Consider the following 25,904-nt stretch of genomic DNA (forward strand, 5'->3'; position numbering starts at 1 on the left):
ATGCCCCATCCGGCCCGCCCCGGCGGCTCCTGGTGCACAAAAGCTGCTGGCGCAAAAGCGCGCCAGAAGATCATGCGTGATGCCCTTACCCGCGTTTGTTCGACAGCGAACGAATGGGTGGCCATGGTGGAAGAAACGCGGCCGTCAGCCGTTTATCAGCTATCCCGGGTGGGTTTTCACAAGGACGGAAATCATGACCAGAATCTTGTTGTGCGTCGCAGCGGCTTGCTTGCTGCCGATCGCGGCGTTCGCGGAAGCGCCCAAGGTTGCCAACGGCATCGTCGTCGACGACGACGGTATGACGCTCTATACGTTCGACAAGGATACGGCGCAGGGCAAAAGCGCCTGCGCCGGCGCGTGCGCCGCCATGTGGCCCGCCGCGCTCGCCGATCCCTACGACAAGGCCAGCGGCGACTGGGGGCTCATCGCTTCCGCGGACGGGAAGCATCAATGGACCTACAAGGGCCACCCCCTCTATCGCTACGCCAAAGACACGCGGGCAGGACAGACGAATGGCGACGGCTTCAAGGACATGTGGCATGTCGCAAAGCCTTGACATTACTTCGACATGCTAATCGATTGCAGATTGACGGAAGGAGGCGCCGCAGATGCGTCGCCCCCTCCCTTTTGAATCTCTTCGATAGTCGACCTCGCCGAGTCGCGACGCCGCCCCTTCGAAGGGTACCAGGCCTCGTTAGTGGCTCGCGCCCTCCACCGCGCCGATGCCGGTTTCCGAGCGCACGCTCTGCGCCTCGAACCCGGCGTGGTCGATCCGTGCGCGAGCGGACTTGTCGGTCACCGAGAAGATCCAGATGCCGGCGAAGCCGATCGCCATCGAAAAGAGCGCGGGCGAAGCGTACGGAAACGGTGCGTTCGCATAGTGGAATACATCGACCCACACGGCCTTGGAGAGGACCGTCAGCAGCACCGCCGAGAGCAGCCCAAGGAAGCCGCCGATGGTGGCGCCGCGCGTCGTGCAGCCGCGCCACAGCACGGACATGAACAGGACCGGGAAATTGGCCGAGGCCGCGACTGCGAAGGCGAGCGACACCATGAACGCGATGTTCTGCTTTTCGAACACGATGCCCAGCACGACCGCAACGATGCCCAGCACGACCGTGGTGAAACGCGAAACGCGCAGTTCGCTCTCGCTCGATGCCTTGCCGTGCTTGAGCACGGTCGCATACAGATCGTGCGACACGGCCGAAGCACCGGCGAGCGTGAGGCCAGCGACGACCGCGAGGATGGTCGCGAAGGCGACGGCCGAGATGAAACCGAGGAACACATTGCCGCCGACCGCATTCGCCAGATGCACGGCGGCCATGTTGGCACCGCCGAGCAGCTTGCCGCCCGCGTCCTTGAACACCGGATTCGTGCTCACCAGCACGATCGCGCCGAAGCCGATGATGAAGGTGAGGATGTAGAAGTAGCCGACCCAGGTGGTCGCCCAGAACACCGACTTGCGTGCTTCCTTCGCATTGGGAACGGTGAAGAAGCGCATCAGGATGTGCGGCAGGCCGGCCGTGCCGAACATCAGCGCCATGCCGAACGAGATCGCCGAGATCGGATCCTTGATGAAGTTGCCCGGCCCCATGATCGACGCCTTCTTCTCGTGCACTTCCACGGCCTTCGCGAACAGCGCCTCGGGGCTGAAGTGGAATTGCCAGAGCACCATGAAAGCCATGAACGAGGCGCCCGCAAGGAGCAGGCACGCCTTGATGATCTGCACCCAGGTGGTCGCGGTCATGCCGCCGAAGAGCACGTACACCATCATTAGTGCGCCGACAATCACCACCGCGATCCAGTAGTCGAGGCCGAACAGCAGCTTGATGAGCTGTCCCGCGCCCACCATCTGCGCGATCAGGTAAAACGCCACCACGACGAGCGTGCCCGATGCGGCGAACGCGCGTATCGGGGCTTGCTTGAAGCGGTAGGCGGCCACGTCGGCGAACGTGAAGCGGCCGAGATTGCGCAGTCGTTCGGCCATCAGGAACGTGATGATCGGCCAGCCCACCAGAAAGCCGATCGAATAGATGAGGCCGTCATAGCCGTTCGCGTAGACCGCGGCCGAGATACCGAGGAACGACGCCGCAGACATGAAGTCGCCCGCGATCGCAAGGCCGTTCTGAAAACCGGTGATGCCGCCGCCCGCGGTATAGAACTCGGCGGCCGAGCGCGTCTTTCTGGCGGCCCATTTGGTGATGAACAGCGTGGCGATCACGAACAGCATGAACATGCAGATCGCGGTCCAGTTGGTCGCCTGCTTGACCGCCTGGCCGAGGTCGGCACCGGCGGCGAAGCAACTGGCCGAAGCGGCGAGCAGCGCGTTTGCGGCGAGGAATTGTCGGGCTTTCATGCGGCCTCCCGCTTGATCCGGTCGGTGAGTTCGTCGTAGTTGCTGTTGGCGTGGCGCACGTAGAGGCCGGTGATCACCACCGTGAACACGATCACGAAGAGCCCGATCGGCATGCCCCAGGTCATCACGCCCGCACCCATCCTCGCGGCAAGCAGACTCTTGTCGAAGGCGACGAGCAGCACGTAGCCGTAGTAGACGACCAGCACGAGGGCGGTCAGCGTCCAGGCGAGCTTCGAGCGCTTTCGCACCAGTTCGCGATATGTCGCGCTCGATTTTATTTTCTCTGCGAGTTTGAGGTCCATCTTCGTCTCCTATACGGGTATCTTCCACTGCCTGAAAGAACGCGTTCTTTCGGGCAGCGCCGGAACGATCAGCGAGCCATATGAGTTGGGGATCCCCGTGCGGGGATGTGGCGCGATGCGCTCGGGCGCACGTTCTCAGCTGTTGTTCTTTCGATGCGCTCGTGAGTAAGTTAAAAGCGCCGGCTTACCCGGTTCTTACGGCGGGCGATTTCTTGCGGGAGGGTTTACGCGACATGCAACGGAAACGAAGCCACGAATCGCCTCGGTTTTTCTTCGCCGACGCGTCCCGGCCGCAACCGGTGATTGCTCACCATGGTGAGAAGGTTTCCTCCAGAAAGAGACTCAATCCACGAGCAACGCGCGCCGATAACCCGATCGGGCACAGCGTTGTACCCATATTTTCCAGAGGAAAACAATGACGATATCTTCCATCGGCGGCAACGCCGTCGCACAGCAGCATCCGTTGCCGCCAAACGTCTCGAAGGGCGGTGAAGCTGGCGAGGTGGGTCCTGACAGGGATGGCGACGCTGACGATAAGGCGTCGCAGGCGGCACCGACTGCATCGGCGCCCACCGTCAATTCCAGTGGCCAGACGATCGGTCAACTGATTAACGTCAAGGCGTGACGTAGCCTGGCAAGGGTGCCGGCGTCCGATTGATCCGTACGCTCGAATCGCAGTGAACCATCATCGACGATACATTCATCGAGACGCTGCGATTCGACATGCACTGCGGTGGATCGAACGCGCGTCGGCTTCAGCAGCAGCGAGTTCGCACTTCGACCTCGCCATACGTCACCATCCGAGCTCGTCCGCCTGATTTTCGTACGCGCGAAGCTTGTCCAGCTGCTTGCGCGTCAGCACGGCCTCCACACGCTTGCGCGCATCGATCGAGGAGTCGGTCATCTTTTGACGGAGCGCGCCGATCGCCTTGTGGGTCTCGTCGATTGCCGCGTCGTCGCGCTTCGGCGCCTGGTACAAGTCGCGCAGCGTCGCCTGCTGATCCATCATGCTGCCCATCAGCGCCCAGAGACGCTTGCGTGCCTGGTCCTGGATCTGATTGATCTTCGTACGCTGGTCGTCGGTCAGATCCAGACTGGCTGCCCAGCCGCCCGGCATCATGGCGCCAGGGCCCATGCCCATTCCCATTCCGTAGCCATGCATCATGCCGGGCCCGGCGCCGTAACCCATCATTCCCGCACCATACCCGCCACCCATCATGCCCGGCCCCGGCCCATTCCCCCATCTCCCGCAGTCGACCTGAGACGCGACGTTCGGCGATGGCGAGGAATCGGCCAGAGCCGTTCCATAGAGAGCCACGCCAGCCAGACAAAGAAGAACTCGGCTCAAACGCGAAACAACGTACATCGTCATCTCCTTCATCATGCATACCGGGCGCTCACCTGCGACGCAGGGAACCGCTTGTTCCAATCTACGAACGTTGCTGCTTTAGCCATTGACATACGTCAATTCATCGTCTGCATGATGCTGAAGGGTCAGCGGATCCGTTCTCCGGCCCCGTGGGCACTGACCACCGCGTGATCCGACGGGATTGATTCAGATCAAAAAAAGCGGGGCGCGGTTGTTGAAAATGCATTGGATGGCGGCGTTAAGAATCCGGTAAGGAAGCCGCCCGAACATGGAGGGCATCCACCAGGAGAATTCACGATGCTCACGTCCGGATGCCTGCGCGCGCTTCGCTTGCTCTACGTGTTCGGCTTTGTCACTGCCACCGGTGTTCCAGCCGCGTACGCGCAATCTCCCGCGCAAATCTTGAACGGCTACGCCGCGCAGTCGGGATCTGCGCCCGTGCCCTCGCGGGGCCAACAGTTCTTCACCACGCGGCATGGCCGTGAGTGGGCCTGCGCGACCTGCCACGGCGCCACGCCGACCGCAAACGGCCAGCACGCAGCCACGGGCAAGACGATTGCACCGCTCGCGCCGGCCTTCAATCCGGAGCGCTTTACCGATGCGGCAAAAACGGAAAAGTGGTTCCGCCGCAATTGCGGCGACGTGGTTGGGCGCGAGTGCACGGTGTCGGAGAAAGCCGACATCCTGAGCTGGCTCATGACGCTCAAGCCATAGCACGCACGGCGCGATCCACATCGATGACTTCGCTGGTGACTGACCTATGAGAATCCGACCCGCTACTGCTATTGCGTTCGCGTTCACGGCACTGGCCGCGACCGTGCTTTCCGGCCCGGGTTTCGCGGAGGACGAAGAACAACAGCAGGCAAGATCCGTGACGCCACTGCCCAAATACCGGCAAGAGTGCGCCGCGTGCCACCTGGCCTATCCGCCAGGTATGTTGCCTGCCGATTCATGGCGACGCATCCTGAACAATCTCGATCACCACTTCGGCACCAACGCGTCTCTGGACCCCGCTTCCGTGAAGCAGCTCGAAGGCTGGCTCACGGGCCACGCGGCAAACGCGGGGCGGGCGGCGAACGCGCCGCCCGAGGATCGCATTACCCGCACGTCATGGTTCATGGCCGCGCACGACGAAGTGCCCGCGTCGACGTGGCGGCGTCCCGCAATCAAGAGCGCGTCCAACTGCGCCGCCTGCCATACGCAGGCAGATCAAGGAAATTTCGATGAACGATACATCCGTATCCCGCGCTGACAATGACGCGCATGCGTCCGGCACGATCCGGATTCTGGTATGGGACGCGCCCGTGCGCGTGTTCCACTGGCTGATGGTTGCCTCGTTCGCCGGCGCCTGGCTGACCGCGGAGAGCGAGCGATGGCGCCTGCTGCACGCGACACTGGGCTACACGATGGTCGGCCTCGTAGGGTTTCGCATCGTCTGGGGACTGATGGGCACGCGATACGCCCGGTTCTCCGCCTTCGTGCGCTCGCCAACAGCGGTCATGCGCTACATGGCGAGCCTCCTCAAGGGACGTCCTGAACGACACGTCGGCCACAATCCGGCAGGCGCCATCGCGATCGTTGCGATGCTGCTCATGACCTGGGCGGTCGGAGCGACCGGCTGGGCCGCTTATAACGGCACCGGCGGCGAATGGCTTGGCGAGCTGCATGGGGGCGTCGCCAACGCCATGCTCGCGCTCATCGCCATTCACGTCGTCGCGGTGCTGGCGAGCAGCCTGCTGCATCGCGAAAACCTGATTGGCGCGATGGTAACGGGATACAAATCGGGCCGCGCGAACGAAAGCATACGAACCGCGCGCTGGGGATTCGCTGCGTTGGTCATGGCAGCCGCGATCGCCTGGTGGTGGACACAATGGCAAGCAGCGCCGCAAACACCGGCGCCAACCCCATCCGCCGGTTCCGCTGCGCATTTGCGGACCGACGGAGATAGAGACGGCGACTGAGCCCGATCGACAGGACCTTTCACGCGTGCGCATTCTGCTTGTCGAAGACGACACCCTGCTCGGCGACGGCATTCGTGCCGGGTTGCGGCAGCAGGGCTTTCAAGTCGACTGGGTTCGCGACGGTGAAGCGGCGCAAAGCGAGTTGCGCGCGCAACCGTATGCGGCTGCGGTGCTCGATCTCGGCTTGCCGCGCATGGACGGAATCGATGTGCTGCTAAACGTGCGCCGCGCCGGTGTGGAGCTTCCCATTCTGGTGCTCACGGCGCGCGATGCCGTGAAGGACCGCGTTCGCGGGCTCGACATCGGCGCCGATGACTACGTGGTCAAACCGATCGACCTCCATGAACTCGGCGCCCGGCTGCGGGCACTGGTGCGCCGCGCGCATGGCCGGCCGCGCGAGCGGCTTCAGGCTCACGATGTGGTGCTGGAACCGGCATCGCGTATGGTCTACCGCGGCGGCGCACCCGTCACGCTGTCCGCGCGCGAGTTCGATCTGCTGCACGTGTTGATGCTCAATGCAGGCCGCGTGCTTTCGCGTGAGCAGATCGAGCAGCACCTGTATAGCTGGGGCCGGGAAGTGGAGAGCAATGCAGTCGAAGTGCATGTGCACCGCCTCAGAAGCAAGCTCGGCAGCGACCTGATCCGGACGGTACGCGGCGTGGGCTACGTGCTGATGCGCGAAACCACGGGCGAGCCATGAAGCTGCCTCGCTCGCTGCAGGGACGTTTGCTGGTGCTCGTGACGGGTGTGGTCGCTGGCGTGTGGCTGGGCGCGAGCGTACTCACCTGGCAGGACGCGCGGCGGGAAATCGATCAGCTACTCGACAGCCACCTCGCGCAGGCTGCCGCGCTGCTGGTGATGCAGCAGGCCCAGGCGGCAGACGACGACGAAACCCTGGACGCGCCGATTCTGCATCCCTATGCGCCGAAGGTGGTATTTCAGGTTTTCCACGAAGGGCGGCTCGGCATGCATTCGGCCAACGCGCCCGCGCAACCGATGGTGCCTTCCCGGGAGAAGCGGCAATCGGGGTTCTGGACCGTCCAGATAGAGGGCAACGCATGGCGCGTGTTTGCGACTCCCGGCGCGCAGCACGATGTCGAAGTCTACGTGGGCGAACGGGTCGACTCACGCACTTCGATACTGATGGCGGTGATGCGCAGCGCCTTCTGGCCCATGGCCGGCGCCCTGCCGGTGCTCGCGCTCGTGACCTGGTGGGCCGTGCGGCGAGGCGCGGCGCCGCTCCGGGACCTGGGCAGCATGCTGGCGCGGCGCGATCCGCGTGCACTGGACGTGGTCCGGATGAATCGCGCACCCCAAGAAATGCAGCCGATGCTCGATGCGCTCAACCGTCTGTTCGATCGCATTCGGGCTGTGCTCGACGCGGAGCGGCGCTTCACCGCCGATGCCGCGCATGAACTGCGCACGCCCATCGCCGCGATCAAGGCACAGGCCCAGGTAGCGATGGCGGAAGCCGATGCCGCGCTTCGCAGGCACGCGCTCTCTGGCGTGCTCGAGGGCTGCGACCGTATGGCGCATCTCGTCGATCAGCTCTTGCTGCTGTCGCGACTCGAAGCCGGGACGCCGGCCGACGATACCACTGACAGCACTGCAGTCGACCTGGGTGCCGTTGCGAAGCAGGTTGTCGCCGACATCGCCCCCCGGTCGATCGGCAAGTGGCAGCGACTCGAACTCGAAGCGGCTGAACACTGCGACATCACAGGCAACGAGGTGCTGATTGCTGCGCTCATTCGCAACCTGGTCGACAACGCTGTCCGCTATAGCCCTCCTCGGGCTCGAATCTCGGTGTCGGTGCGCTGTTGCGATGGCCGCGTCGTGCTGGCCGTGGAAGATAGCGGGCCGGGTCTGCCGGAGGACGACTTGCACCGGCTCGGAGACCGGTTCTTCCGGGCGCGGGGCACCGGGCAAAGCGGGAGCGGCCTCGGGTGGTCGATCGTGCGGCGCATTGCGAGTGCACATGGCGCTTCGATCCGGGTAGGCAGATCCGCTGCGCTTGGGGGCTTGCGTGTGGACGTTTCATGGTTCAGTGCGAATCGCAAGGAACCTGAAGCCAATATCGGCGCGGTGACGGGGATAAGACCTTGAAGTGTATAAGTCGGGACGTCATCGGACAGACACCGTCAAATCCGGCGAAGGCTGCTCCATCATGCATGTGGCGGAAGTCGGCAACCGACCCGTTGCCGCCGTTCGACCCAACGTCGCTTCACAGTCGGCTATCGGAGTACAACCGCCATTCGTGCTGTCGTCTCGGCCGGGCAAACCAGCGCTGTTCAAGCGGGAGCGCGCCGCGTTCTTCGCTGCCCTTCGTCCTGTCGACTTGTAAAGGGAACGAAACGGCGGCTGAGCGGAACCGACGTCTGTACGGCTGAGCCAGCACGCGCAGGCGAATGGCGCATCATGGCTGATTGTGCGTCGTTTGCCGTCGGCTATTCACGGCATCGCGAAATCAGACGGCTTTCGGAAACCCTCGGGTGATCGTGCGACGTCCAATTGTGCATAGTCGGATTTGTGCCGGAACTATCATCAAGCGTTAGCACCCGCAGAATGATGTGCGGCTGCTCGAACCTGGAGCGGACATCGGATTCACCAAGGCGTTCGCAGACTCGAAGCAGCCTTGTGGCTACTTCTCGAACCAGTATTCAAACTCGGTGTGGTTCTGGTTAAAGGTCTTGGAGTCGGAAGTTGTCTCTGCGCGCACGATGCCGCGAATGCCGCGGAACTTGCCGGTACCACCGGTGATATCCAACTCTGTGAGGTTCTTCAGACGGTTACTGTCTGGCAGCTTGTGGTTTAGGAAATATCCACGCGCAAAAATCTTGTCGCCGTTCTCCATTCGGTATTCGACATAGCTGCGTCCCAGCCCGTTCAAATCGGTCAGATCGCTGGTGGCGCGGATGACGGCTTCTTTCAGAACGATGCCTTCGATTGTCTGGTCTTTGCCGCCGTAATTGCGCACTAACTCGTATAGCCGCAGTTTGTGCTCGGGCACGTCACCGACGTCGAGGACGTACTGCTGCGTGTACTTGTTTCCGCTCGCTGGCGCATCAAATGCGGCGATATGCGTCTCTTGCGCAATGGCGGTCGTGGAAGCGAAAAGGAAGCCGCATAGCGCCGCCATCATTCCAGGTCGCATGGTCTTCTCCCAGTTGGGGAACCTAAAGCACTCTAGCAAGATCGCGGGGGCAAAAGCAACGCAGCTGGATCGGCCGGCGAGGCCGGAGCCAGGGCGAATGCGTGTTCCCGGCGCGCGCCGTGGAAATGCGGCGCCTCTCCAGTGGGTGAAAGCGTTACCCAGCAGCTCTGCAGACCGAATGGCCGCTTGCCAGGAGGAGCCGTCTTCTGAACGTCCGAGCGAGTGCCCGCGCGAACGACGCTTTATGGCCGCACTGAGACCGTCGACTGACACCATCTGTCAAATCAAGTGCAGACATCTACACTTGAAGCGTTTGGTCCCTGCGAAAGCGCTTCGCGTCATCGAGAGCAATCACGCGCCGGGCCGCTTGCCTGTGCCCGCGGGACTCACGCGGCAGCGGTCCACCAGGCATGCCGCGCCCCTTCGTTCAACGCTCGGTGGTGCTGCTGTGATCAACGTGGTCGTGCCGCCTCAGCGAACGTCGCCACGCCAGCTTGCGCTGTTCGAGGAGCCTCTTCCAGTCGAGTTTCATGAGTATGTACACGAGCCCGAGCAAGACCAGTTGGGTGACGACGAAATAGCCGCCGAGATAGCCGCCTTCCAGCTGCGTTTCCGGATCGACTTGTTCGGATACGAACCGGCCCAGATGCGCCCAGATTGCGTAGCTCACCGTACGGCCGACGAAGAAGGCCGCCCCGATGACCTTGAGCGGCAGCCCTGAAAGCCCGTACGCGATGAAAAGGTAGTTCGAAGGAAACGGGCTCAACGCATAAAGGAAGAACCCGCCGACGGTCATCTTCCTGTGCTTCTCCAGCCAGGCTCTCACGACGTCGATGTTCTGCCGGTCGGATTCGCGCATCAGCCGTCCGCGGACGAGCGACCGCGCAAACGTGGCCAGGATCAGCCGGCCCAGGGTTGCCGCGCCGGCTGCGACCACCGCGAAGGCCACCGGGTTGCCCTCGGGAACATTGAAGCCGACCCATGACATGGCCATCCAGGTTGGCGGCGCGAATGCCGGCATCAGATTGATCAGCAGCACCACGACGAACAGGATTGCCAGTGTCGCCACGACCGACCTCTCAGCGGATAGCCATGCAGCTTTTCATTTTGCTTATGGCTGCACCGTCGCGCTTGATGCATGTCAAGCCATCGAGGACGGCGCTGCCGTGCCAGCGGTCAACCGGCGGTCGACGGCCCATGTGAAGGATCAGGGCCGGCGTTTGGCTCGGCCGCTTGCGGGTTTGCCTGCGGGTTTGCCAGTGGGCTTGCGCGAACCCGCAGCGGGCTTGCTGGCGGGCTTGCTGCGCGGCTTCTGCACGCTGAACGGGCTACCGCTGGACAAGCTGGTGTCCTGACCCGTGGTCAAAGCGCGCTGCGCGACGGGTTGGTGTTTGTTTTCGTCACTTTGCGGGCGCCGTTTCTTGCCGGGCACTGGCGTGGCGCCCGGCGACGCAGCTTGCGGCACTTTGGGCTTCTTGGGTTTTTTGGGTTTCTTGACGATCTGGCCCGTCGCGCTGGTTTGCGGCACGCGGTGTTCGGCTTCAAAACCGGGTTCTTCTTCACGGGGCAGCGTTTGCCGGATCAGCGCTTCGATCGCGGCCAGTTGCGGCGCTTCGTCGGCACAGACAAGGGACACCGCCACGCCGCTTGCGCCCGCGCGGCCGGTACGGCCAATACGGTGCACATAGTCTTGCGCCACGATCGGCAGGTCAACGTTGATCACCAGCGGCAGGTCGTCGATATCGAGCCCGCGCGCAGCCACATCGGTGGCGACGAGCATCTGCACTTCGCGCGTCTTGAAGCGCTCCAGCGCACGCAGGCGCGCGGGTTGCGGTTTGTCGCCGTGGATGGTGTCGACCGCATAGCCCGCATCGGCGAGCATGGCAGCGAGATACTCCACGCCACTGCGCGTTTTGACGAAAACCAGCGCGTGTTCCCAGTTGTTCTGGGCCACCAGATGCATGAAGAGTTCAGGCTTGTTTCTCTTGTCCACCGGCACGACCCACTGCCTGATTTTACTGGCCGTAGCATTGGGCGGGCTGACGCTGATATTGACGGGGGCGCGCAGAATGTTCGCCGCCATCGCGCGGATATCATCGCCAAACGTGGCGGAGAACAGCAGGGTCTGCCGCTGAGCAGGCAAGGCTGCAAAGACGGCGTCGAGTTCGCGCGCAAAGCCCAGATCCAGCATGCGGTCGGCTTCATCCAGCACCAGCGTCTGAACCTGATCGAACTGCACGGCGTTCTGGCGATTGAGATCCAGCAAACGGCCAGGCGTGGCGACGAGTACATCCACGCCTTTGCGCAGCTTCATCATCTGCGGGTTGATACTCACGCCGCCATAGGCGGCCAGCAATCGCAAGCCGAGACCTTTGCCGTATTCGACGAAGCTCTGCAGCACCTGTTCAGCCAGTTCACGCGTAGGCACCAGCACCAGAACACGCGCGCGGTTGCTGGACACTGCCGGTCCGTGTTGCACCAGCCGCTGCAACAACGGCAGCGCGAAACCGGCCGTTTTGCCCGTGCCGGTCTGTGCTGCGGCCATGACGTCCTTGCCGCTGAGCACAGCCGGAATCGCCTTGGCCTGCACCGGCGTAGGTGTCTGGTAGTCGAGTTCCTGCAGATTACGCAGCAACGGATCGATCAAACCAAGCGAGGCAAAAGACATGGGCGTATTCCGGGCTAAAGCCGCAATTCTAGCGGGTACCGCGCCTATTGCGCCCATGTATGCCGCGTTCAGTGCTGCGGTCGTGGGAAGCGGCGCCGCGTCCTGTCCGGGGGGACCATCGGGTAGCCGTGCTCAACGGGTTTTCTGAAGAGCCGGGTTTTGCCCGGCGGCGTCGCGCCGACCGCAGACCCGGTCGCAGCGGTTCAGCCGAGCATGGCTAAAGCCGTCGTCAGAACGGCGCGTTTGAATGCCTTGGGACGCCGCGGTAAGGAAGAGAACGGACTCAGTACATGGCTATAGGCGACAGTTTTGCTGATGCCATTGGCGAGCATCGTGAACATGATGTCGGGATCTTGCCGCGAAATCTCACCTGCGTCGATCGCATCGATGAGCAACGGCACGAACACATCATGAAACGGCCGCACCACCCGTTCGATCAGCAGGTTAAGGCGCTCTCCAGTTTCGGTTGCGGCAGTCGAAAAAAACATGCCAACGTCTGGCGTCAGAAACACCTGGTCGATCAGGATCGACACGGCGCCCTCGACGCGCGCTCGCGGTCCTGGACCTGAAATCTCCCGCAAGGCGGCGGTCTTCGCGACCATGGGAGCCACTTCGTCGGCAATCTGGTCCACCACGGCAATCCACAGCGCTTCCTTCGAGCCGTAGTGATGCGCGACCAGCGCGGGGTCGACACCCGACGCCCTGGCGATTTCGCGCACGCTCGTCGCCTCATAGCCGCTCCTCGCGAACGCCCCTCGGGCAGTGCGAAGCAATGCGTCGGCGCCACCCGCGTCGCTGCACACTGGGCGGCCGCGCGACCGACGGGGCGTGGGAGTCGTCGTGGCGCACTGGGTTTGATCGTGAGGGTGTTTCATCGGCGACGGTAGATCGTGTTCAAGGAAAACTAAGAATTTTAACGGGTGCCGCACCGCGAATAGCAGCGGCACCGATTTGACATGAACCCTTCGAAACCTTAGTATCGCATTAATTCATCACTCGTAGAATATTCACCCATGCGCCAGACCACCCGGATCGTCATCGTCGGCGGCGGTATCGCTGGACTTCTGCTCGCGACCAGACTGGGCAACACGCTTGGCCGCAGCGGCCGCGCTCAGGTCACGTTGATCGACAAAAGCGCAACCCACATCTGGAAGCCCATGCTGCACACGATCGCGGCGGGCACGCGCGATGTCCAGCAACAGCAGGTCATCTATCTCGCCCACGCTCGCGACCACGGCTTCAACTATCAGCCAGGCGAGATGGAAGGCCTGGACCGCAATGCGCGAATCGTAAAGCTGGCTGCGCTGCGTTCGAAGTCGGGTGAAATTGTGATCGGCCCGCGCACCGTCGAATACGATGTACTGATTCTTGCGTTAGGCAGTCGCGCCAACGACTTCAGCACCCCAGGCATCCTCGATCATTGCCATTTCATTGACAGCCAGGCACAGGCTGAGGTCTTCAACGAAGCATTGCGAATCCGCATATTCCAGAGTGTTGTGACGAATAGCGCGTTGCGCGTGTCGATCGTCGGCGCCGGAGCGACTGGCGTCGAACTGGCAGCGGAATTGAGCCGCTTGCTCGAAGTGGCGTCGAGTTACGGCGACCCCGGCATCCGCTCACGTCTGAACCTCACCCTTTATGAAAGCGCACCGCGCGTACTGGCCGCGTTTCCGCCGGCGGTGTCGGAGTCCAGTGAGGCACAGTTACGGCATATTGGTTTCACGGTGCGAACCGGCACGCGAGTGACCGCCGCCGAACCCGATGGACTCCGGTTGGGCGATGGCAGCCACCGACCGGCGGATTTGATGGTGTGGGCGGCGGGCGTCAAGGCCCCTGATTTTCTAAGCAAACTGGATGGGATCGAGATCAATCGTTCCAATCAGATCGCCGTCAGGCCAACCCTGCAGGCGCAGGACGACGACACACTGTTCGCGATCGGCGATTGCGCGACGTTGACGCTCGCCGGCAATGAACGTCCTCTCGCACCCACGGCGCAAGTCGCCACGCAGCAGGCACAACATCTCGCCAGGCACTTGCCGGGCTGGCTAGGCGGCGGCTCATTGCCCGACTTTGCATTTCACGACTTCGGCGCGCTGGTATCGCTGAGCGACTACAACGCCTTTGGGACGCTCGGGCAGTTCGGGTTCTTCCGTGGCGGATTCATCAAGGGCCGATTCGCGCAGTTCAGTCACGCCATGCTCTACCGGCAACATCAGCAGGCTTTGCACGGTTTTGGCAAGGCCATGATGCTGTGGACCGCCGAGCAGATCAACGGCCTCGTGCAGCCGAAGATACGGCTGAGCTGAACGCCACCTGTCGCTTGACAGGTGTGCAAGGGACGTGTGCAAATCTTGTGCGAACGACTCAAGCTGGCCGCACTCGGACCGACGATGCGGGTGGGTGAATTTGCTCAGGCGCCGACCCGATGCATGGAAGTGCGTACATCGACCATCGTCTGACGCTTCCGGTTCGACTGGCATACCGGCCCCACGGCAATCGCCGGGGCGAGCATTCGTAAGAGCGTAGGGCACTCGCGCCAACTCTGACGATCAGTCGCAAAACTGTGGCGCCAGTCGCACTTGCTCTGACGCTCTACGCCTGTCTTGCCCGTTGCGCTAACTAGTATCGAGTTAGCTGAAAAGCGGATCTCGTCATTGCTGCTAGCGTAGTGAAAGGAACAACGGCCATGCGCCGCGAAAACGAACAGGCTGAACCCTGTTTGGAGGGGCGGTCACGCCAAAGCGCTTCACGGACCGCCCCGAGCGTGGTCGAAAAACCCGGGACTCGCTGCTCGGGTGCACCGTTCGCATGTGTGGCAAAACACATCCCCCTTCAATTTTCCCTCCGCGTTGAACGCGAAAATATCCTATGCTGCCTGCACCGGTTGAGATCTTCCCTCCGTTCGACTTGACGACGACGCTGATAAAAAATGATCCTCGGTCCAGGAACGCCCGTCATTGCGTTATTTGTCGCCGCTGGCCTCATCGCGACGCCGGCCCTCGCGCAAAGCGAGGATGGCGCGCGCATCGCCATGCAGATTTGTTCCGGCTGCCACGGTGTAGGCGGGCGCAGCGAATCGCCGATGTTTCCTAAGCTCAATGCGCAGACACCCGAATACATTGAAGCCCAATTGAAGGGATTCCGCGAGCACGCGCGTGGCGAAAACACAGCCCGCGATTACATGTGGGGCATGGCTGCACTGCTGGATGAAGCCGCGGTCAAATCGCTGGCCGCCTATTTCTCGCGCCAGCCGGCAACGCGAGGCGCGAGCGGCGACGCCGCCCTGACGGCCAAGGGGCAGGAAATCTTCGAGCACGGCGTGCCGGATAAGGGCGTGCCGGCTTGCGCGACATGCCATGGCGCACAGGGCCAGGGGGCTGGCACATTCCCGCGGCTGGCCGGGCAGCACAAGGAATATCTGTTTCATCAGATCGAAGTTTTCAAAAATGGCACGCGTGGGAATGCGCCCGTGATGAGCGCAGTGGCGCACACCTTGAACGACGAACAGGCAAAGGCCGTGGCCGTCTATCTGCAATCCAGATGAGATTTCCTCCGCTTTGCGGGCCGGGGGACTGCGGAAAGGCCTTTCCGTCCGTCAACTGATCAGCTGATCTCCGTCAATGCTTCACCGGCAGGGCGCAGCAAGATTCACGTTGGCTGATGATTCACCTTCGTTTCCTGCAGTCTTAAGGTTTCCTTAAGGAATGGTGCGATGCGGTGCGACACCGCAGAGGGAGAAACGATCATGAATTCGGCGCTTGCGCGCGACCGAGCATGCTGGGGCCTGTTTCGTCGCGCCTCTACCGCTGTACTGGCGGCGCTTTGCCTGTTCCAGGCCTCTGTGGTCCACGCGTTGCCCATATTCGCGCGGCAGACGGGGCAAAGTTGCGTGGCATGTCACGCGGGCGGGCAATTTCCTGAACTGACACCCTATGGTCGCTGGTTCAAGTTGAACGGCTATACCCTTGGAAAGCGCACGATTCCGCTAGCGGCAATGGCGACGGTCGATATGAGTAACACAAGGAACAACGTTGACTCCAACGGGGCGCCCATCAATCCAAAAAACGGCCTTCCGATCTTCGATGCGGCCAGTATTTTCCTCGCAGGGAAAATTACCGATCATATCGGCGGATTCGCCCAGTTCACGTACTCGAATTACGATCACCAGAACGGCGACGGCAAGTGGCAGGGGCGCTGGGGATCGGACAACACCGATTTCCGTTTTGTCGACAGCATCATAGGCGACACCAGCGACCTGGTACTCGGCCTGACCCTGCACAACAATCCGACCGTGCAGGACGTCTGGAATAGCGCGCCTGCATGGAGCTATCCCTACGTTTCTTCGACGATCAGTCCGGTCGCCCGCATTCAGAACCTGCCGATCATCGATGGCGCATTGGCCCAACAGGTCGTTGGCCTGGGCGGCTACCTGTATTGGAACAAGACGATCTACGCCGAATTGACGGCGTACAAAACGGCCGATGGCATCTGGTCCTTCCTGAGCCATGGCAACAGTGCGGGCGATCCGGCTCACCCGCAGATCTATCTGCGCGGGTACAACCCTTACGCGAGAATCGCCTTAACCCACGAATGGGGCCCGCATAGCGTCATGCTAGGCGCGTTCGGGTTAAGCGTGGAGGTCTATCCCAACGATGCAAACTCATTCCCGATATTCGTGCAGGGCGTAACCCGCTATCGGGATATTGGCGCGGACGCCCAGTATGAGTACATTCTCGACCCGCATACGATTACCGCGCAGGCGCTCTATGTCAAAGAGAACATTCACGATCCGAACAATTTCGTTCTCGGCGACAGCACGTCGGGGAATTTGAACAGCCTGCGGCTCAAGGCGTCGTACATCTACCAGAACAAATACGGCGTAAGCCTTTCCTTCTTCAATACGACGGGCAGTTCCGATAGTGTCGCTTACGCCGGCAGCGCGAATTTTTCACCGAATACGCAAGGCTGGACACCCGAGATTTTCTGGATCCCGGTGCAATACGTGCGCATTGGCTTGCAGTACACACATTTCACCAAATACCTTGGCGCGACCACCAACTACGATGGTAACGGACGCAACGCAAGGTCCAACGACACACTGTTTCTCTATGTGTGGGCTGCGTCGTGGTGAAACGGGTTGCGCGTCGGCACGCCGCGAGGCCCGCAAAAACATGGCTTTGATGGCCGCGTGGCGGGAGTCAGTCGGGAGTCAGCGTTATCCGGCGCTTGCGTGAGGTGGACCTGAATCCAGGTCCGCTATCCACGCCCTTAAGCGCCGTTCAGGCCTTCTTGACGTACGCACTGCACCAACCCTTGGCGCTGACCAGTTTGCCGGCAAACAGCGGGCAAGGTCCGGACGTATCGCCGGGCTTTCCCTGATAGAGCTGACAATTGGCGCAGGCTTGCCCTGCCTGATACTTCGGGTACCTGGTGGTGTCGACGGTCGCGGCGTCGGCTTTGTAGCCGAGGGTTTGGGCCGTGGGGTCGTTCTCGGAGACTTCCGCGGAAGCCGCGCGCGACTCGGTTTGGAGCACCGACGCAGACGCCAGAGAGGCGGCGACAATAATGAAGTGACGGCGTGAGACTTGCATCATGCACTCCTTTTTACCAGGGGAAATACTGATGCGAGGAAACGGCTCGCGCGAGGCATTGGCGACGCGGACCGCGGCAGTTTCACCATTATTGGGACGGCAACCCGGGCGCGATTGATTTGCGTCAATGATCCTGCGGCGAGCCCGGCCGCCATCCGCATACGACGGCATGCCGACCGTGTATGCGACCGTTTCGCCGATGGCAGGCACAGGACACGAGACGCAGAAGGCTGGCCGTCTCTCGATCTCCCTTGTCTCGTGTAAAAGTCCATTGCCTGGCGGCTCGTCAATTACCCGTGCGCAACGTCCAGACCGTCGCCGAATTGGTGCTGTCGTCCACGGCGGCAAATTGCAGGTGATGCTGGCTGTCCATGCCGAATGCGAGTCCGAACGCGGAACCCGGCGCGGGGTCGACCGACAGCTGCGCGACGAATTGCCCATCCACGGTGAATTCGACGATTTCGCTGGGCTGCTGCGGGTCGGCGTTCACGGCGTCCCCGTTGGCGGTGACGAGATGCCCGTTGGGCGCAAGCGCAAGCGCGAGTGGCCCATGCAGGTGGGTGTTGTCCTGATAGATCATCCGCCCTACGCCGGCGCTATGACTCGCACCCGCCGCACCGTAAATCGCGAACACCGCGTTGTCGCCCGTCGAGGCGACGTAGAGCACATCGTGGAGCGCGTCGTACGCAAGCCCCGTCGGGCCGACGACGAGCGCAGCCGGGTCGGTGCGATGCTGGTAGCCCGAAGCGATGATCGTCGAGGTCGGCAGTTCCGTCACGCCGTTCTCGCCGATCGCCAGATCGATTCGTGCCACCTTGCCATTCAGCACGTCCGACACGAAGACCTTCACGACCTGGCCGCCGTCGATCACGGCGAGATCCCATGGTCCGTCCAGCAGATGCGAGTCCTTCAGCTCCCTGACGAGGTGCCCTTGCGGATTGATGACGAGAAGCGAGCCCGGCGCGACGACGTTCTTGCCATCGGTGGTCGGCACGTTGCCCACCAGCACGAAGCCGTTGCCCAGCACGGCGAGGGCCGTGGTGAGACCGAGGTTGTGCCCCGCAAAAAAGGTCACCGGACTGCTGTTGGGGACGATCTTCACGATCGTCGTACCGGTGCCTTGCAGATTCGATTGCGCATTGAAGTTGGACACCACGACATCGCCGGGCTTGAGCGTGCTCCATGAGGGCACGCCAGCCGGTACGAACGCGATGCCATAGGGATTGACATCGCCGTTGGCCGGCACGGTCGATGAAGTCGCGAACTGCGGCGGCAGGATCGATTCGGGACCGCTGGCCCAGGCGCTTCCCAGCGTTGCGGCGAGGAGCCCCGCACCCAACGCCAGCTCGCGCAGGCAACGGGACACGCGCGGCGCGAGGACCGCGGCATCCAGGCAGACGGATGAACGACATGCAGACAACGAAGGCGAAGCTTTCATCTGACACCTCCTTCTAGCGGGGACGGTCCAGCGAGCCTGGACCCGTCGCGCGGCCAGTGGAGCCACCATGCTTCGCGCGCCCCGCGTCCTGCATAAACGAACCACGAAGGCGGCTATTCCCTCCTTGGCGCGCCATCAGCGCGCACGCTTGCGCGGCGCGGGCGCCGCCGCCAACTGCCCCACCAGAAAATCGACGAAAGCGCGCACGCGCGACGTCAGATAACGCGCGTGCGGATACAGCAGAATGAACGGCCGCGTGCGCCCGCCCACGTCGCGCAGCACCTCCACGAGGCGACCCTCGCGCAGATCGTCCTCGACCACGAAGCGATACGTCTGAAAAAGCCCCGCACCGGCGCGCGCGAGTGTCACGCCGGCGAGCGCGTCGCCCGAGGTTCCGTAACCTCCTCTAGTGAGCACATCGCCGTCTTCGTTCGACCCTTCGAAGATCCACGCGAGGTGGCGGCCACTGCTCGGCATTTCGAACTGTATGCAGTCGTGCGACTGGAGATCCGCCACGGTCTTCGGCACGCCCGCGCGTTTCAGATATCCCGGCGTTGCCACCACCACCATTTCCGCGTCTTCCAGCTTGCGCGCCACGAGGTTGGAATCTGCGGGCGCGCGACCGCGTATCGCAAGGTCGAAACCTTCATCGGCGAAGTCGATGTTGCGGTTGCTCAGGTGCGTCTCGACCTGCACCTGCGGATAGCGCTCACGAAACGCGGGCAGCAGCGGCAGCACGCGGTAGTGTCCATAAGGCGTGGGCATGCTGATGCGCAGCACGCCGGCCGGCGTGGTTTGCTCGCCGGTGACTTCGCGCTCGGCGTCCACGAGCTGCGACAGGGCCTGGCGGCATTGCTCGAAATAGCGCCGCCCCGCGTCGGTCAGGCGTATCTGGCGCGTGGTGCGCACGAAGAGGCGCACGCCGAGCCGCTCTTCGAGCCGCGCTACGGAACGGCTCACCGCGGCGGGCGTGACGCTCGCCGCATTCGCCGCCAGCGTGAAGCTGCCCAGTTCCGCCGCGAGGCAAAAGAGTTCGATGCTGCCGAGCAGCAGGTCGTCGAATTTTCGTTGCATGGCTGATCGCTCTCGCGCCTTTCGTGACACGCAACTGCCGTGCTCGATTCATTACACCGCGTTGCCAATGAATTGTGCCGCTGATATTTACCGCCTTCGCGCGTCTGCCTAGAGTGTGCATCAGGCATGAGGCGCATGGCGCGCCACGCCATCACCGCTCAAGGAGAACATCGTGTCCGTCGAACAAAAACTTGCCGATCTCGGCCTCACCCTGCCCGCCGCGCCGCAACCGCTCGGCAACTACACGGCCGTTTCCGAGGCAGGCGATTTGCTCTTCATTTCGGGCCAGGTGCCGATTGTGGACGGCAAGCCGCGCTGGACCGGGCGCGTGGGCGAACAGCTGACGCTCGAAGAAGGCCAGCAGGCCGCGCAGCTCGCCGCGCTCAACGTGCTCGCGCAGATCAAGCGCCACCTGGGCGGCTTCGAGCGCCTGCACCACATCGTGCGCGTGGAGGGCCATGTGAGCAGCGCCGAGGGCTTCCACAACCAGGCCGGCGTGCTGGACGGCGCATCGGATCTCTTCGCGGCCGTGCTCGGCGAAAAGGCGGGACACGCACGCTCCGCGTTCTCGCATTCGCAACTGCCCGTGAATCTGGCCGTCGAACTCGTCGTGATCGCCCAGATCCTGCCCGTGTGACCCAGCCTTTCCCGCGGCTCAACGCAACATCGGCACGCATGGCCAGTGCGTGCCGATGTGCTCATTCGCGCTTGCCGTCGTTAAGTACCGTTCAACCCCACACGGACTGCAAGCGCGCGATGCTCTCACGCGTTTCGCGCTCCAGTTGCGCCACCAGCTCGGCGGCGGGCAGCGCTCGCGCAAGCGGTGCCGCCTGCCCCGCCCATTGCGCGCCGTAGCCGAATTCGCCTTTGGCCTTCGCGGCCGCATTGAGCGACTTGCCCGCATCGTAGGTGATCGGATACGACGGAATGCGCGGGGCGTTCGGATCCTCGCCTAGCGCGGTGAAACGGTTGACGAGGCTGCGCGCCACGCGGCCCGAGATAGCCGCGGTGAAGGTGGTGTGGCGCGCCGCGTCGCCGAGCAGGGCGGCGCGGTAGCCTTCGTCGGCGGCGGACTCCGGGCAGGCCACGAACGCCGTGCCCAGTTGCGCCGCCTGCGCGCCCAGCGCGAGCGCGGCGGCGATGCCCGCGCCGTCCATGATGCCGCCCGCCGCGATCACGGGCACATCGAATTCGCTCACGAGGAGGCGCGTGAGCGCGAAGGTGCCGAGGCCATCGTCGCGCGCCTGCTGATCGAACACACCGCGATGGCCGCCCGCCTCGACGCCCTGCGCGACGATCGCATCCACACCCGCCTCGACCGCCGCGGCCGCTTCGTCGAGATTCGTTGCGCTCGCAAGCAAACGGATGCCCGCGTGTTTGAGTTCGGCGATCACCGCATCGGGCGGCAGGCCGAAATGAAAGCTCACGATCGCCGGCTTTTCTTGCAGCAGCATGCTTTGCATGGCCTTGTCCGCGACGAAGCTCGTGTAGATCTCGGTAAGCGACTGTGGCGGCGTCGCGCCGTATTGCCGGAACACCGGCTCGAGCCAGTCGAGCCACGCACGCTCCACGGCCGCGTCGGGCGTGGCCGGGCGATGGCAGAACACGTTGACGTTGAACGGTTTCGCCGTCAGCTCGCGCGTCTGATGAATGGCCTTGCGCGCGTTCTCCGCGCTCATCGCGGCCACGCCCAGCGAGCCGAGCGCACCGGCGTTCGACACGGCGGCGGCCAGCGCCGGCGTGGTGGTGCCCGCCATGGGCGCCTGAATGATCGGCTTCTGAATGCCGAGCGAGCGCAGCAATGCCCGGTCGTCCGCTTGAGTGCTCATGTTGCTTTCCCTCCGGATGCGTTCGAGTGAGAACGTGGCCGCCAGCCTGGCAGGCTCCAATCAATGATTCAATCAAGGCTCGAGCGGGACTCGGGCGCGACGCTGCGCCCAGCGCGCGAGTCCGCCGCAAGCGATCAGCAGCGCGCCGGTGGCGAAAAACACGGCGTGCAGGCCGAAGTGAACGCCGATCACGCCGCCGATCACCGGGCCCACCACCTGCCCGCTGAATTGCGCCGATTGCAGATAGCCGAGCATGCGGCCCGTGCTGCTTTCGTCCACCGATTGCCGCGCGAGCTTGCCGATGGAAGGCAAGAGGCCCGCGAGCGTCATGCCCATCACCACGCGCAGGACCGCGAGCTGCCACCACTGCGTAACGAAGGCTTGCGGCACCATCGCAAGCCCCGTGAGCACGAGGCAGGCGACGATCACGCGCCAGCTCCCGAAGCGGTCGGCCAGTGCGCCCAGGCGCGCCGCCGTGAGCATGCTGCCAAGCGCCGAGCATGCCATGACCACGCCCGCCAGGCGCGCGAGCTGTCCGGCACCCACGCCCAGGTTGCCGATATAAACCGTGATGACGGGTTCGATCGACATGTTGGCGAGCAGCACCATCATCGCGGTCACGAGCAGCGCGGCCACCACCGCATAGTCGGGCCGGCGCGCGCCACTGCCCGAACCGGCCGCGGCGTTGCGTGCGTGCGGTTTCGCGTCGCTTTCCGGATGAAACTCTTCCTTCACCACGAAGATGGTCAGCAGCGCCGCCACGGCGATCATCGCGCCGCCCGCGAAAAAAGTGCCGCGGATGCCGATCCAGCCGGGCAGCACGCCGCCCACCAGCGGGCCGATGAGATTGCCCGCGAGCGCGCCGGTCGAAAGTATGCCGAGCGCCCAGCCCGCACGCTCGCGCGGCGCCTGGGTGCCGACCATCACGGTGGAGGCCGACGCGTAGCCACCCACGAGGCCGGCGATCAGACGCAGCGCGACGAGCTCATACACATTGTGCGCCACGCCGATCAGGGACATCACCACGGCCATGCCGATGGCCGCGCGCACGAGCATGGGCTTGCGCCCATAACGGTCCGCAAGCCGCCCCCATAGCGGCGCGGTGAGCGCCGTGCCGAGAAAGGTCGCGCCAAACGCGATGCCCGACCACTGAATGACGGCCGATTGCGAGCCCACGCCGAGCTCGCGCACGTAGAGCGGCAGAAACGGCAGCAGCATGCTGAGGCTCACGAGCGTCGTGAACGAACCGAACACGCAGACGACGAGATTGCGCCGCCAGTACTGGACATTGCGCTCGGCGTAGCCGCGCGCCTGCGGCGCTGCCCGCCCCAGCGCAGCCGTCGAGGAAGAGGCGGCGGGGTTCACCTGGCCCTCAGCGCGGAGAAGAGATCGACAAAGAGCGCAAGCACGAGCGCCGCCGCACCGATCGCGAACAGCACGAGGTAGTTGCCGCCGCTCGACGAGAACACGAACGACAAGCCATAGGCCGCGGCCGCCTGCATCACGGCGAAGCTCGTCGTGGCTCGGCTCCACGCGTCCTTCACCGCGGACGGATGATGCGCGAGCAGTTCGTTCACGCGGCCGAGCGCCAGCGGCACGATGCCGGGCGTGAACGCGCCCACCAGCACCGCCGAGACCATCAGGCCCGGCGTGCCGAAGAACCCGGCGGCGGGAATGGCGACCGCCGCCGCTTGCACCAGATACGCCACGCGCAACGCCGGACCGAAGCCCGCGCGATCAGCGAGGTGCCCCGCTACGAGCGGGCCGACGATCGCGCCGATGCCGTACAGCACCCAGAATTCAGCGCCCGCAACGACGCCGCGGCCCTGACCGCGCGCCACGAAATCGACGAGGAAGATCATGTGCGGCACCAGCCCGACGGCATTCAGCCCGTACTGGGCATAGAGCGCGCGCAGCTTCGCGCGGGGATACACCGGCGCGTTTTCGAAGCGCGACGGCGCATGGGCGTGCGCCGGGGCGCCGTGTTCGGGCCAGCCGTTCCACACGACGAAGGTGAGCAGGAGCGCAACGGCGGCGAGCCCGAGCCACGTGGCCGTGAGCCCCTGGCGCAACAGGATCGGCACGATCGTGCCCGAGGCCGCGATGCCGAGGCCGATGCCGGTGAAAATGCCGCCGCTCGCGAAGCCCCGGCGCGCCGCGGGAACGTGCGCGAGGATCGTGGGCGCGGCGAGCACCATCAGCGCCCCGCCGGAGAGGCCCGAGGCGAACCGCCAGACGAAGAACCACAGAAACGAAACCGGCACCGCGCAGGCGACGAATGCGAGGGTCGCGAGCAGCATCATCGCGCGCAGCACGGTCGCGGGTCTTATGGCGCGAACCATCGCGCCCGCGAGCAGCGCGCCGGCCAGATAGCCGCCGAGATTCGCCGCGCCGAGGTAGGCGGCAGTCGAGGCAGGAAACCAGTGCGCGCCGATGATGGCAGGCAGGAGCGGCGTATAGGCAAACCGCGCGAGGCCGATGCCGATGAGGCTCGCGCTGGCCCCGGCGAGCGTGCCCCGCCAGACGTTGTAGGCCGCCGGCGCGGCTGGATGCGAGACGGCTTGATGCATGACGACTCCCCTGAACCGAGGCAATGAAGCACCTGCTGAAGATGAGAGTCAGTCTAGTTCAGGCCGCGTGGCGAGAGAATCGACGGCATGCGGAAGTCATTCTTCCGCTATTCGATCGAGTGGGGCATAAAAAGCATTCAATCGGCATCCGTAATGCGCCGGGCCTGCTCGAAATACTCGCGCAGCCGTGGCGCGACGAAGTCGACGAAACTGCGCACCTTGGGGACCGAAAGGCGCCCATGCGGCGTGACGAGATTCACGGGCAGCGGCGCATGCTCGTTGTCGCGCAGGACGATCCGGAGCGCGCCGGCCTCGACCTGCTCCGCCACGTGATAGGAAAAGAGCCGCGTGACGCCGTGGCCCGCCACGGCCGAAGCCAGCGCGGCGCGAATCGTGTTGACGATGAAGCGCGGCGCGAACTGCACCACTTGCGGCAGCGCCGTTTGCCGCGCCGCCGGGAAGCTCCACGAGTCGAGCCCGAAATGCGTCATCGAGATGATGGCGTGGCTGGCGAGATCGGCGGGCGCCTCGATGGCCGCATGCGTGGCCAGATATCCCGGCGAGGCGACCACCACACGCCTCACTTCGCCCACGGGAATGGCGACGAGCGTCGAGTCGGGCAAATGCGCGATACGCAGCGCCACGTCGATACCCTCGTCGACGAGGCTCACCGGCCGGTCGAGCAGGTGCAGGCGGATCGACACGTCGGGATGGCGATCGATGAACGCTTCGATCAGCGGGCGCAGCACGTCCTCGCCCACGGCCACCGCCGCCGTCACGCCGAGCAGCCCGCGCGGCGCGGAGCGCTCGTCGGCGGCGAGCAGGTCGGCTTCCTCGAGATCGGCAAGAATGCGCCGGCACGCCAGCGCATAGCGCTCGCCCGCCTCGCTCAACCGGAGCGTGCGCGTGGTGCGGTACAAGAGCGGCGTGCCCGTGTGCGCTTCCAGAAACGCGATGGCCCGGCTCACCGCCGCGGGCGAGCGGCCCAGCCGGCGGCCCGCGCCCGCTAGACTCCCCTCGTCCAGCGTGGCGACGAATACCTTCATGGCGTCTATACGGTCCATTTCACTTTTGGCGCGGGTTGGCTAGAGGCTGCTTCAGTCGGTGAATCGGGCGTCGATCATAGCGGAATACGCGGACGCGCTAGAATTGATGGTTCTACTTTTGCGGCAAAAGAACATTCATGAAGCGTGTCATCCTCTCGTCCGTCTTCGCTTTCACTGCTTTGTCGGCGGTACCCGCGACCGCCCAACCGTCATCGGGCGATTCAAACGCGAAGCGCGATTGCGCGATCGGTTATGTGACGGGCGTGGCAGGCTCGGCGCAAAGCGTGCGCGACTACCTGGCCACGCCGGACCGCGACAAGATCCGCTACCTCAAGGAAAACGACATTCAATGCAAGGTCGCCGACGACGACAGCCACGCTTCCGGCTGCACGGGCGTCACGCTGTTGAAGAACGAGAAGGTGAGCGTGTACGACGACAGCGACCCCGCTACCACCGCTATCGTCGTGCGCGTCGAACTCGATCGGGGCACCTACCCGGTGATCATCGTCGCACCCAGGAACGAGGTGAAGTGCGACGAGTGACGCCGGC

26 protein-coding genes are annotated in these 25,904 nt (G+C 63.7%); 12 read left to right on the forward strand and 14 right to left on the reverse strand.

Annotated features, from left to right (window positions below):
• Nucleotides 1-193: 193 nt before the first annotated feature.
• Nucleotides 194-556 carry a COG4315 family predicted lipoprotein gene (locus BMI01S_RS17930; RefSeq protein WP_028212703.1) on the forward strand — a complete coding sequence of 121 codons (363 nt, stop codon included), beginning with the start codon at nt 194-196 and terminating at the stop codon, nt 554-556.
• A 138-nt stretch (nt 557-694) separates the two neighbouring features.
• Here the strand turns inward: BMI01S_RS17930 and BMI01S_RS17935 are convergent, their stop codons facing one another.
• Together BMI01S_RS17935 and BMI01S_RS17940 are read right to left on the reverse strand one after the other, a co-directional pair.
• Entirely contained in the window at nt 695-2,356 is a 1,662-nt protein-coding gene (locus tag BMI01S_RS17935; protein ID WP_028231109.1) for a cation acetate symporter, read from the reverse strand.
• Nucleotides 2,353-2,658 carry a DUF485 domain-containing protein gene (locus BMI01S_RS17940; protein WP_028212705.1) on the reverse strand — a complete coding sequence of 102 codons (306 nt, stop codon included), beginning with the start codon at nt 2,656-2,658 and terminating at the stop codon, nt 2,353-2,355. The genes BMI01S_RS17935 and BMI01S_RS17940 overlap by 4 nt, the downstream gene beginning before the upstream one ends.
• Before the next feature lie 415 nt (nt 2,659-3,073).
• Here BMI01S_RS17940 and BMI01S_RS17945 point away from each other — a divergent pair, with 415 nt between their 5' ends.
• On the forward strand, nt 3,074-3,283 hold the full coding sequence (locus tag BMI01S_RS17945; RefSeq protein ID WP_036019382.1) for a hypothetical protein: 210 nt from the start codon (nt 3,074-3,076) through the stop codon (nt 3,281-3,283).
• Nucleotides 3,284-3,451: 168 nt separating this feature from the next.
• On the opposite strand, the gene BMI01S_RS17950 is transcribed toward BMI01S_RS17945, so the two are convergent.
• Entirely contained in the window at nt 3,452-4,042 is a 591-nt protein-coding gene (locus BMI01S_RS17950) for a Spy/CpxP family protein refolding chaperone (RefSeq protein WP_238327905.1), read from the reverse strand.
• A 282-nt stretch (nt 4,043-4,324) separates the two neighbouring features.
• On the opposite strand from BMI01S_RS17950, the gene BMI01S_RS17955 reads away from it, so the two are divergent.
• Genes BMI01S_RS17955 through BMI01S_RS17975 form a run of 5 tightly spaced genes read left to right on the forward strand, consistent with a single transcriptional unit; the run spans nt 4,325 to nt 8,091 of the window.
• Complete coding sequence (locus tag BMI01S_RS17955) at nt 4,325-4,741, forward strand: DUF1924 domain-containing protein (RefSeq protein WP_028212707.1); 417 nt, start codon at nt 4,325-4,327, stop codon at nt 4,739-4,741.
• A gap of 46 nt (nt 4,742-4,787) precedes the next feature.
• A complete protein-coding gene (locus BMI01S_RS17960) occupies nt 4,788-5,279 on the forward strand; it encodes a diheme cytochrome c (RefSeq protein ID WP_028212708.1) in 492 nt (163 codons plus the stop codon).
• Complete coding sequence (locus BMI01S_RS17965; protein WP_036045027.1) at nt 5,251-5,988, forward strand: cytochrome b/b6 domain-containing protein; 738 nt, start codon at nt 5,251-5,253, stop codon at nt 5,986-5,988. Before BMI01S_RS17960 ends, BMI01S_RS17965 begins: the two co-directional genes overlap by 29 nt.
• Nucleotides 5,989-6,013: 25 nt before the next feature.
• Nucleotides 6,014-6,688: a response regulator gene (locus tag BMI01S_RS17970; protein ID WP_028212710.1), complete on the forward strand. Its 675-nt coding sequence runs from the start codon at nt 6,014-6,016 to the stop codon at nt 6,686-6,688.
• Nucleotides 6,685-8,091, forward strand: a complete 1,407-nt coding sequence (locus tag BMI01S_RS17975) for an ATP-binding protein (protein WP_042290044.1) — start codon at nt 6,685-6,687, stop codon at nt 8,089-8,091. The genes BMI01S_RS17970 and BMI01S_RS17975 overlap by 4 nt, the downstream gene beginning before the upstream one ends.
• Nucleotides 8,092-8,626: 535 nt before the next feature.
• Here BMI01S_RS17975 and BMI01S_RS17980 read toward each other — a convergent pair.
• The 4 genes from BMI01S_RS17980 to BMI01S_RS17995 all read right to left on the reverse strand — a co-directional run bounded on the left by BMI01S_RS17980 (nt 8,627) and on the right by BMI01S_RS17995 (nt 12,682).
• Nucleotides 8,627-9,139 (reverse strand): hypothetical protein, encoded by a 513-nt coding sequence (locus BMI01S_RS17980; protein WP_154671257.1) that lies wholly within the window; start codon nt 9,137-9,139, stop codon nt 8,627-8,629.
• A gap of 427 nt (nt 9,140-9,566) precedes the next feature.
• Entirely contained in the window at nt 9,567-10,208 is a 642-nt protein-coding gene (locus BMI01S_RS17985; RefSeq protein ID WP_028214932.1) for a TVP38/TMEM64 family protein, read from the reverse strand.
• Between the two features lie 138 nt (nt 10,209-10,346).
• Nucleotides 10,347-11,807 (reverse strand): DEAD/DEAH box helicase, encoded by a 1,461-nt coding sequence (locus BMI01S_RS17990; protein ID WP_028231111.1) that lies wholly within the window; start codon nt 11,805-11,807, stop codon nt 10,347-10,349.
• Nucleotides 11,808-12,010: 203 nt separating this feature from the next.
• A complete protein-coding gene (locus tag BMI01S_RS17995) occupies nt 12,011-12,682 on the reverse strand; it encodes a TetR/AcrR family transcriptional regulator (protein WP_028231112.1) in 672 nt (223 codons plus the stop codon).
• 138 nt (nt 12,683-12,820) lie between these two features.
• On the opposite strand from BMI01S_RS17995, the gene BMI01S_RS18000 reads away from it, so the two are divergent.
• The 3 genes from BMI01S_RS18000 to BMI01S_RS18010 all read left to right on the forward strand — a co-directional run bounded on the left by BMI01S_RS18000 (nt 12,821) and on the right by BMI01S_RS18010 (nt 16,938).
• Nucleotides 12,821-14,113, forward strand: coding sequence for an NAD(P)/FAD-dependent oxidoreductase (locus BMI01S_RS18000; RefSeq protein ID WP_028231113.1), 1,293 nt, complete (start codon nt 12,821-12,823; stop codon nt 14,111-14,113).
• Nucleotides 14,114-14,736: 623 nt separating this feature from the next.
• Nucleotides 14,737-15,351 carry a c-type cytochrome gene (locus BMI01S_RS18005; protein WP_036021263.1) on the forward strand — a complete coding sequence of 205 codons (615 nt, stop codon included), beginning with the start codon at nt 14,737-14,739 and terminating at the stop codon, nt 15,349-15,351.
• A gap of 201 nt (nt 15,352-15,552) precedes the next feature.
• Nucleotides 15,553-16,938 (forward strand): hypothetical protein, encoded by a 1,386-nt coding sequence (locus BMI01S_RS18010; RefSeq protein ID WP_051381426.1) that lies wholly within the window; start codon nt 15,553-15,555, stop codon nt 16,936-16,938.
• 148 nt (nt 16,939-17,086) lie between these two features.
• Here the strand turns inward: BMI01S_RS18010 and BMI01S_RS18015 are convergent, their stop codons facing one another.
• The 3 genes from BMI01S_RS18015 to BMI01S_RS18025 form a co-directional block, all read right to left on the reverse strand.
• The gene (locus tag BMI01S_RS18015) at nt 17,087-17,398 is read right to left on the reverse strand and encodes a high-potential iron-sulfur protein (RefSeq protein WP_028214938.1); all 312 of its coding nucleotides are present in this window, start codon (nt 17,396-17,398) and stop codon (nt 17,087-17,089) included.
• 286 nt (nt 17,399-17,684) lie between these two features.
• Entirely contained in the window at nt 17,685-18,836 is a 1,152-nt protein-coding gene (locus BMI01S_RS18020; RefSeq protein WP_238328129.1) for an NHL repeat-containing protein, read from the reverse strand.
• A 135-nt stretch (nt 18,837-18,971) separates the two neighbouring features.
• Nucleotides 18,972-19,910: a LysR family transcriptional regulator gene (locus BMI01S_RS18025; protein WP_028214940.1), complete on the reverse strand. Its 939-nt coding sequence runs from the start codon at nt 19,908-19,910 to the stop codon at nt 18,972-18,974.
• A 172-nt stretch (nt 19,911-20,082) separates the two neighbouring features.
• On the opposite strand from BMI01S_RS18025, the gene BMI01S_RS18030 reads away from it, so the two are divergent.
• Complete coding sequence (locus BMI01S_RS18030; protein WP_028214941.1) at nt 20,083-20,547, forward strand: RidA family protein; 465 nt, start codon at nt 20,083-20,085, stop codon at nt 20,545-20,547.
• Between the two features lie 91 nt (nt 20,548-20,638).
• Here the strand turns inward: BMI01S_RS18030 and BMI01S_RS18035 are convergent, their stop codons facing one another.
• The 4 genes from BMI01S_RS18035 to BMI01S_RS18050 all read right to left on the reverse strand — a co-directional run bounded on the left by BMI01S_RS18035 (nt 20,639) and on the right by BMI01S_RS18050 (nt 25,373).
• Complete coding sequence (locus tag BMI01S_RS18035) at nt 20,639-21,739, reverse strand: NAD(P)H-dependent flavin oxidoreductase (RefSeq protein ID WP_028231115.1); 1,101 nt, start codon at nt 21,737-21,739, stop codon at nt 20,639-20,641.
• A 72-nt stretch (nt 21,740-21,811) separates the two neighbouring features.
• Nucleotides 21,812-23,104, reverse strand: a complete 1,293-nt coding sequence (locus tag BMI01S_RS18040; RefSeq protein WP_407669021.1) for an MFS transporter — start codon at nt 23,102-23,104, stop codon at nt 21,812-21,814.
• On the reverse strand, nt 23,101-24,309 hold the full coding sequence (locus BMI01S_RS18045) for a YbfB/YjiJ family MFS transporter (RefSeq protein ID WP_028231117.1): 1,209 nt from the start codon (nt 24,307-24,309) through the stop codon (nt 23,101-23,103). Before BMI01S_RS18045 ends, BMI01S_RS18040 begins: the two co-directional genes overlap by 4 nt.
• 137 nt (nt 24,310-24,446) lie before the next feature.
• Nucleotides 24,447-25,373 (reverse strand): LysR family transcriptional regulator, encoded by a 927-nt coding sequence (locus BMI01S_RS18050; protein WP_028231118.1) that lies wholly within the window; start codon nt 25,371-25,373, stop codon nt 24,447-24,449.
• Between the two features lie 119 nt (nt 25,374-25,492).
• Here BMI01S_RS18050 and BMI01S_RS18055 point away from each other — a divergent pair, with 119 nt between their 5' ends.
• Nucleotides 25,493-25,897: a hypothetical protein gene (locus tag BMI01S_RS18055; RefSeq protein WP_028231119.1), complete on the forward strand. Its 405-nt coding sequence runs from the start codon at nt 25,493-25,495 to the stop codon at nt 25,895-25,897.
• Nucleotides 25,898-25,904: the final 7 nt, after the last annotated feature.

The sequence above is a fragment of the Paraburkholderia mimosarum LMG 23256 = NBRC 106338 genome, assembly GCF_000739815.1.
Taxonomy (GTDB): domain Bacteria; phylum Pseudomonadota; class Gammaproteobacteria; order Burkholderiales; family Burkholderiaceae; genus Paraburkholderia; species Paraburkholderia mimosarum.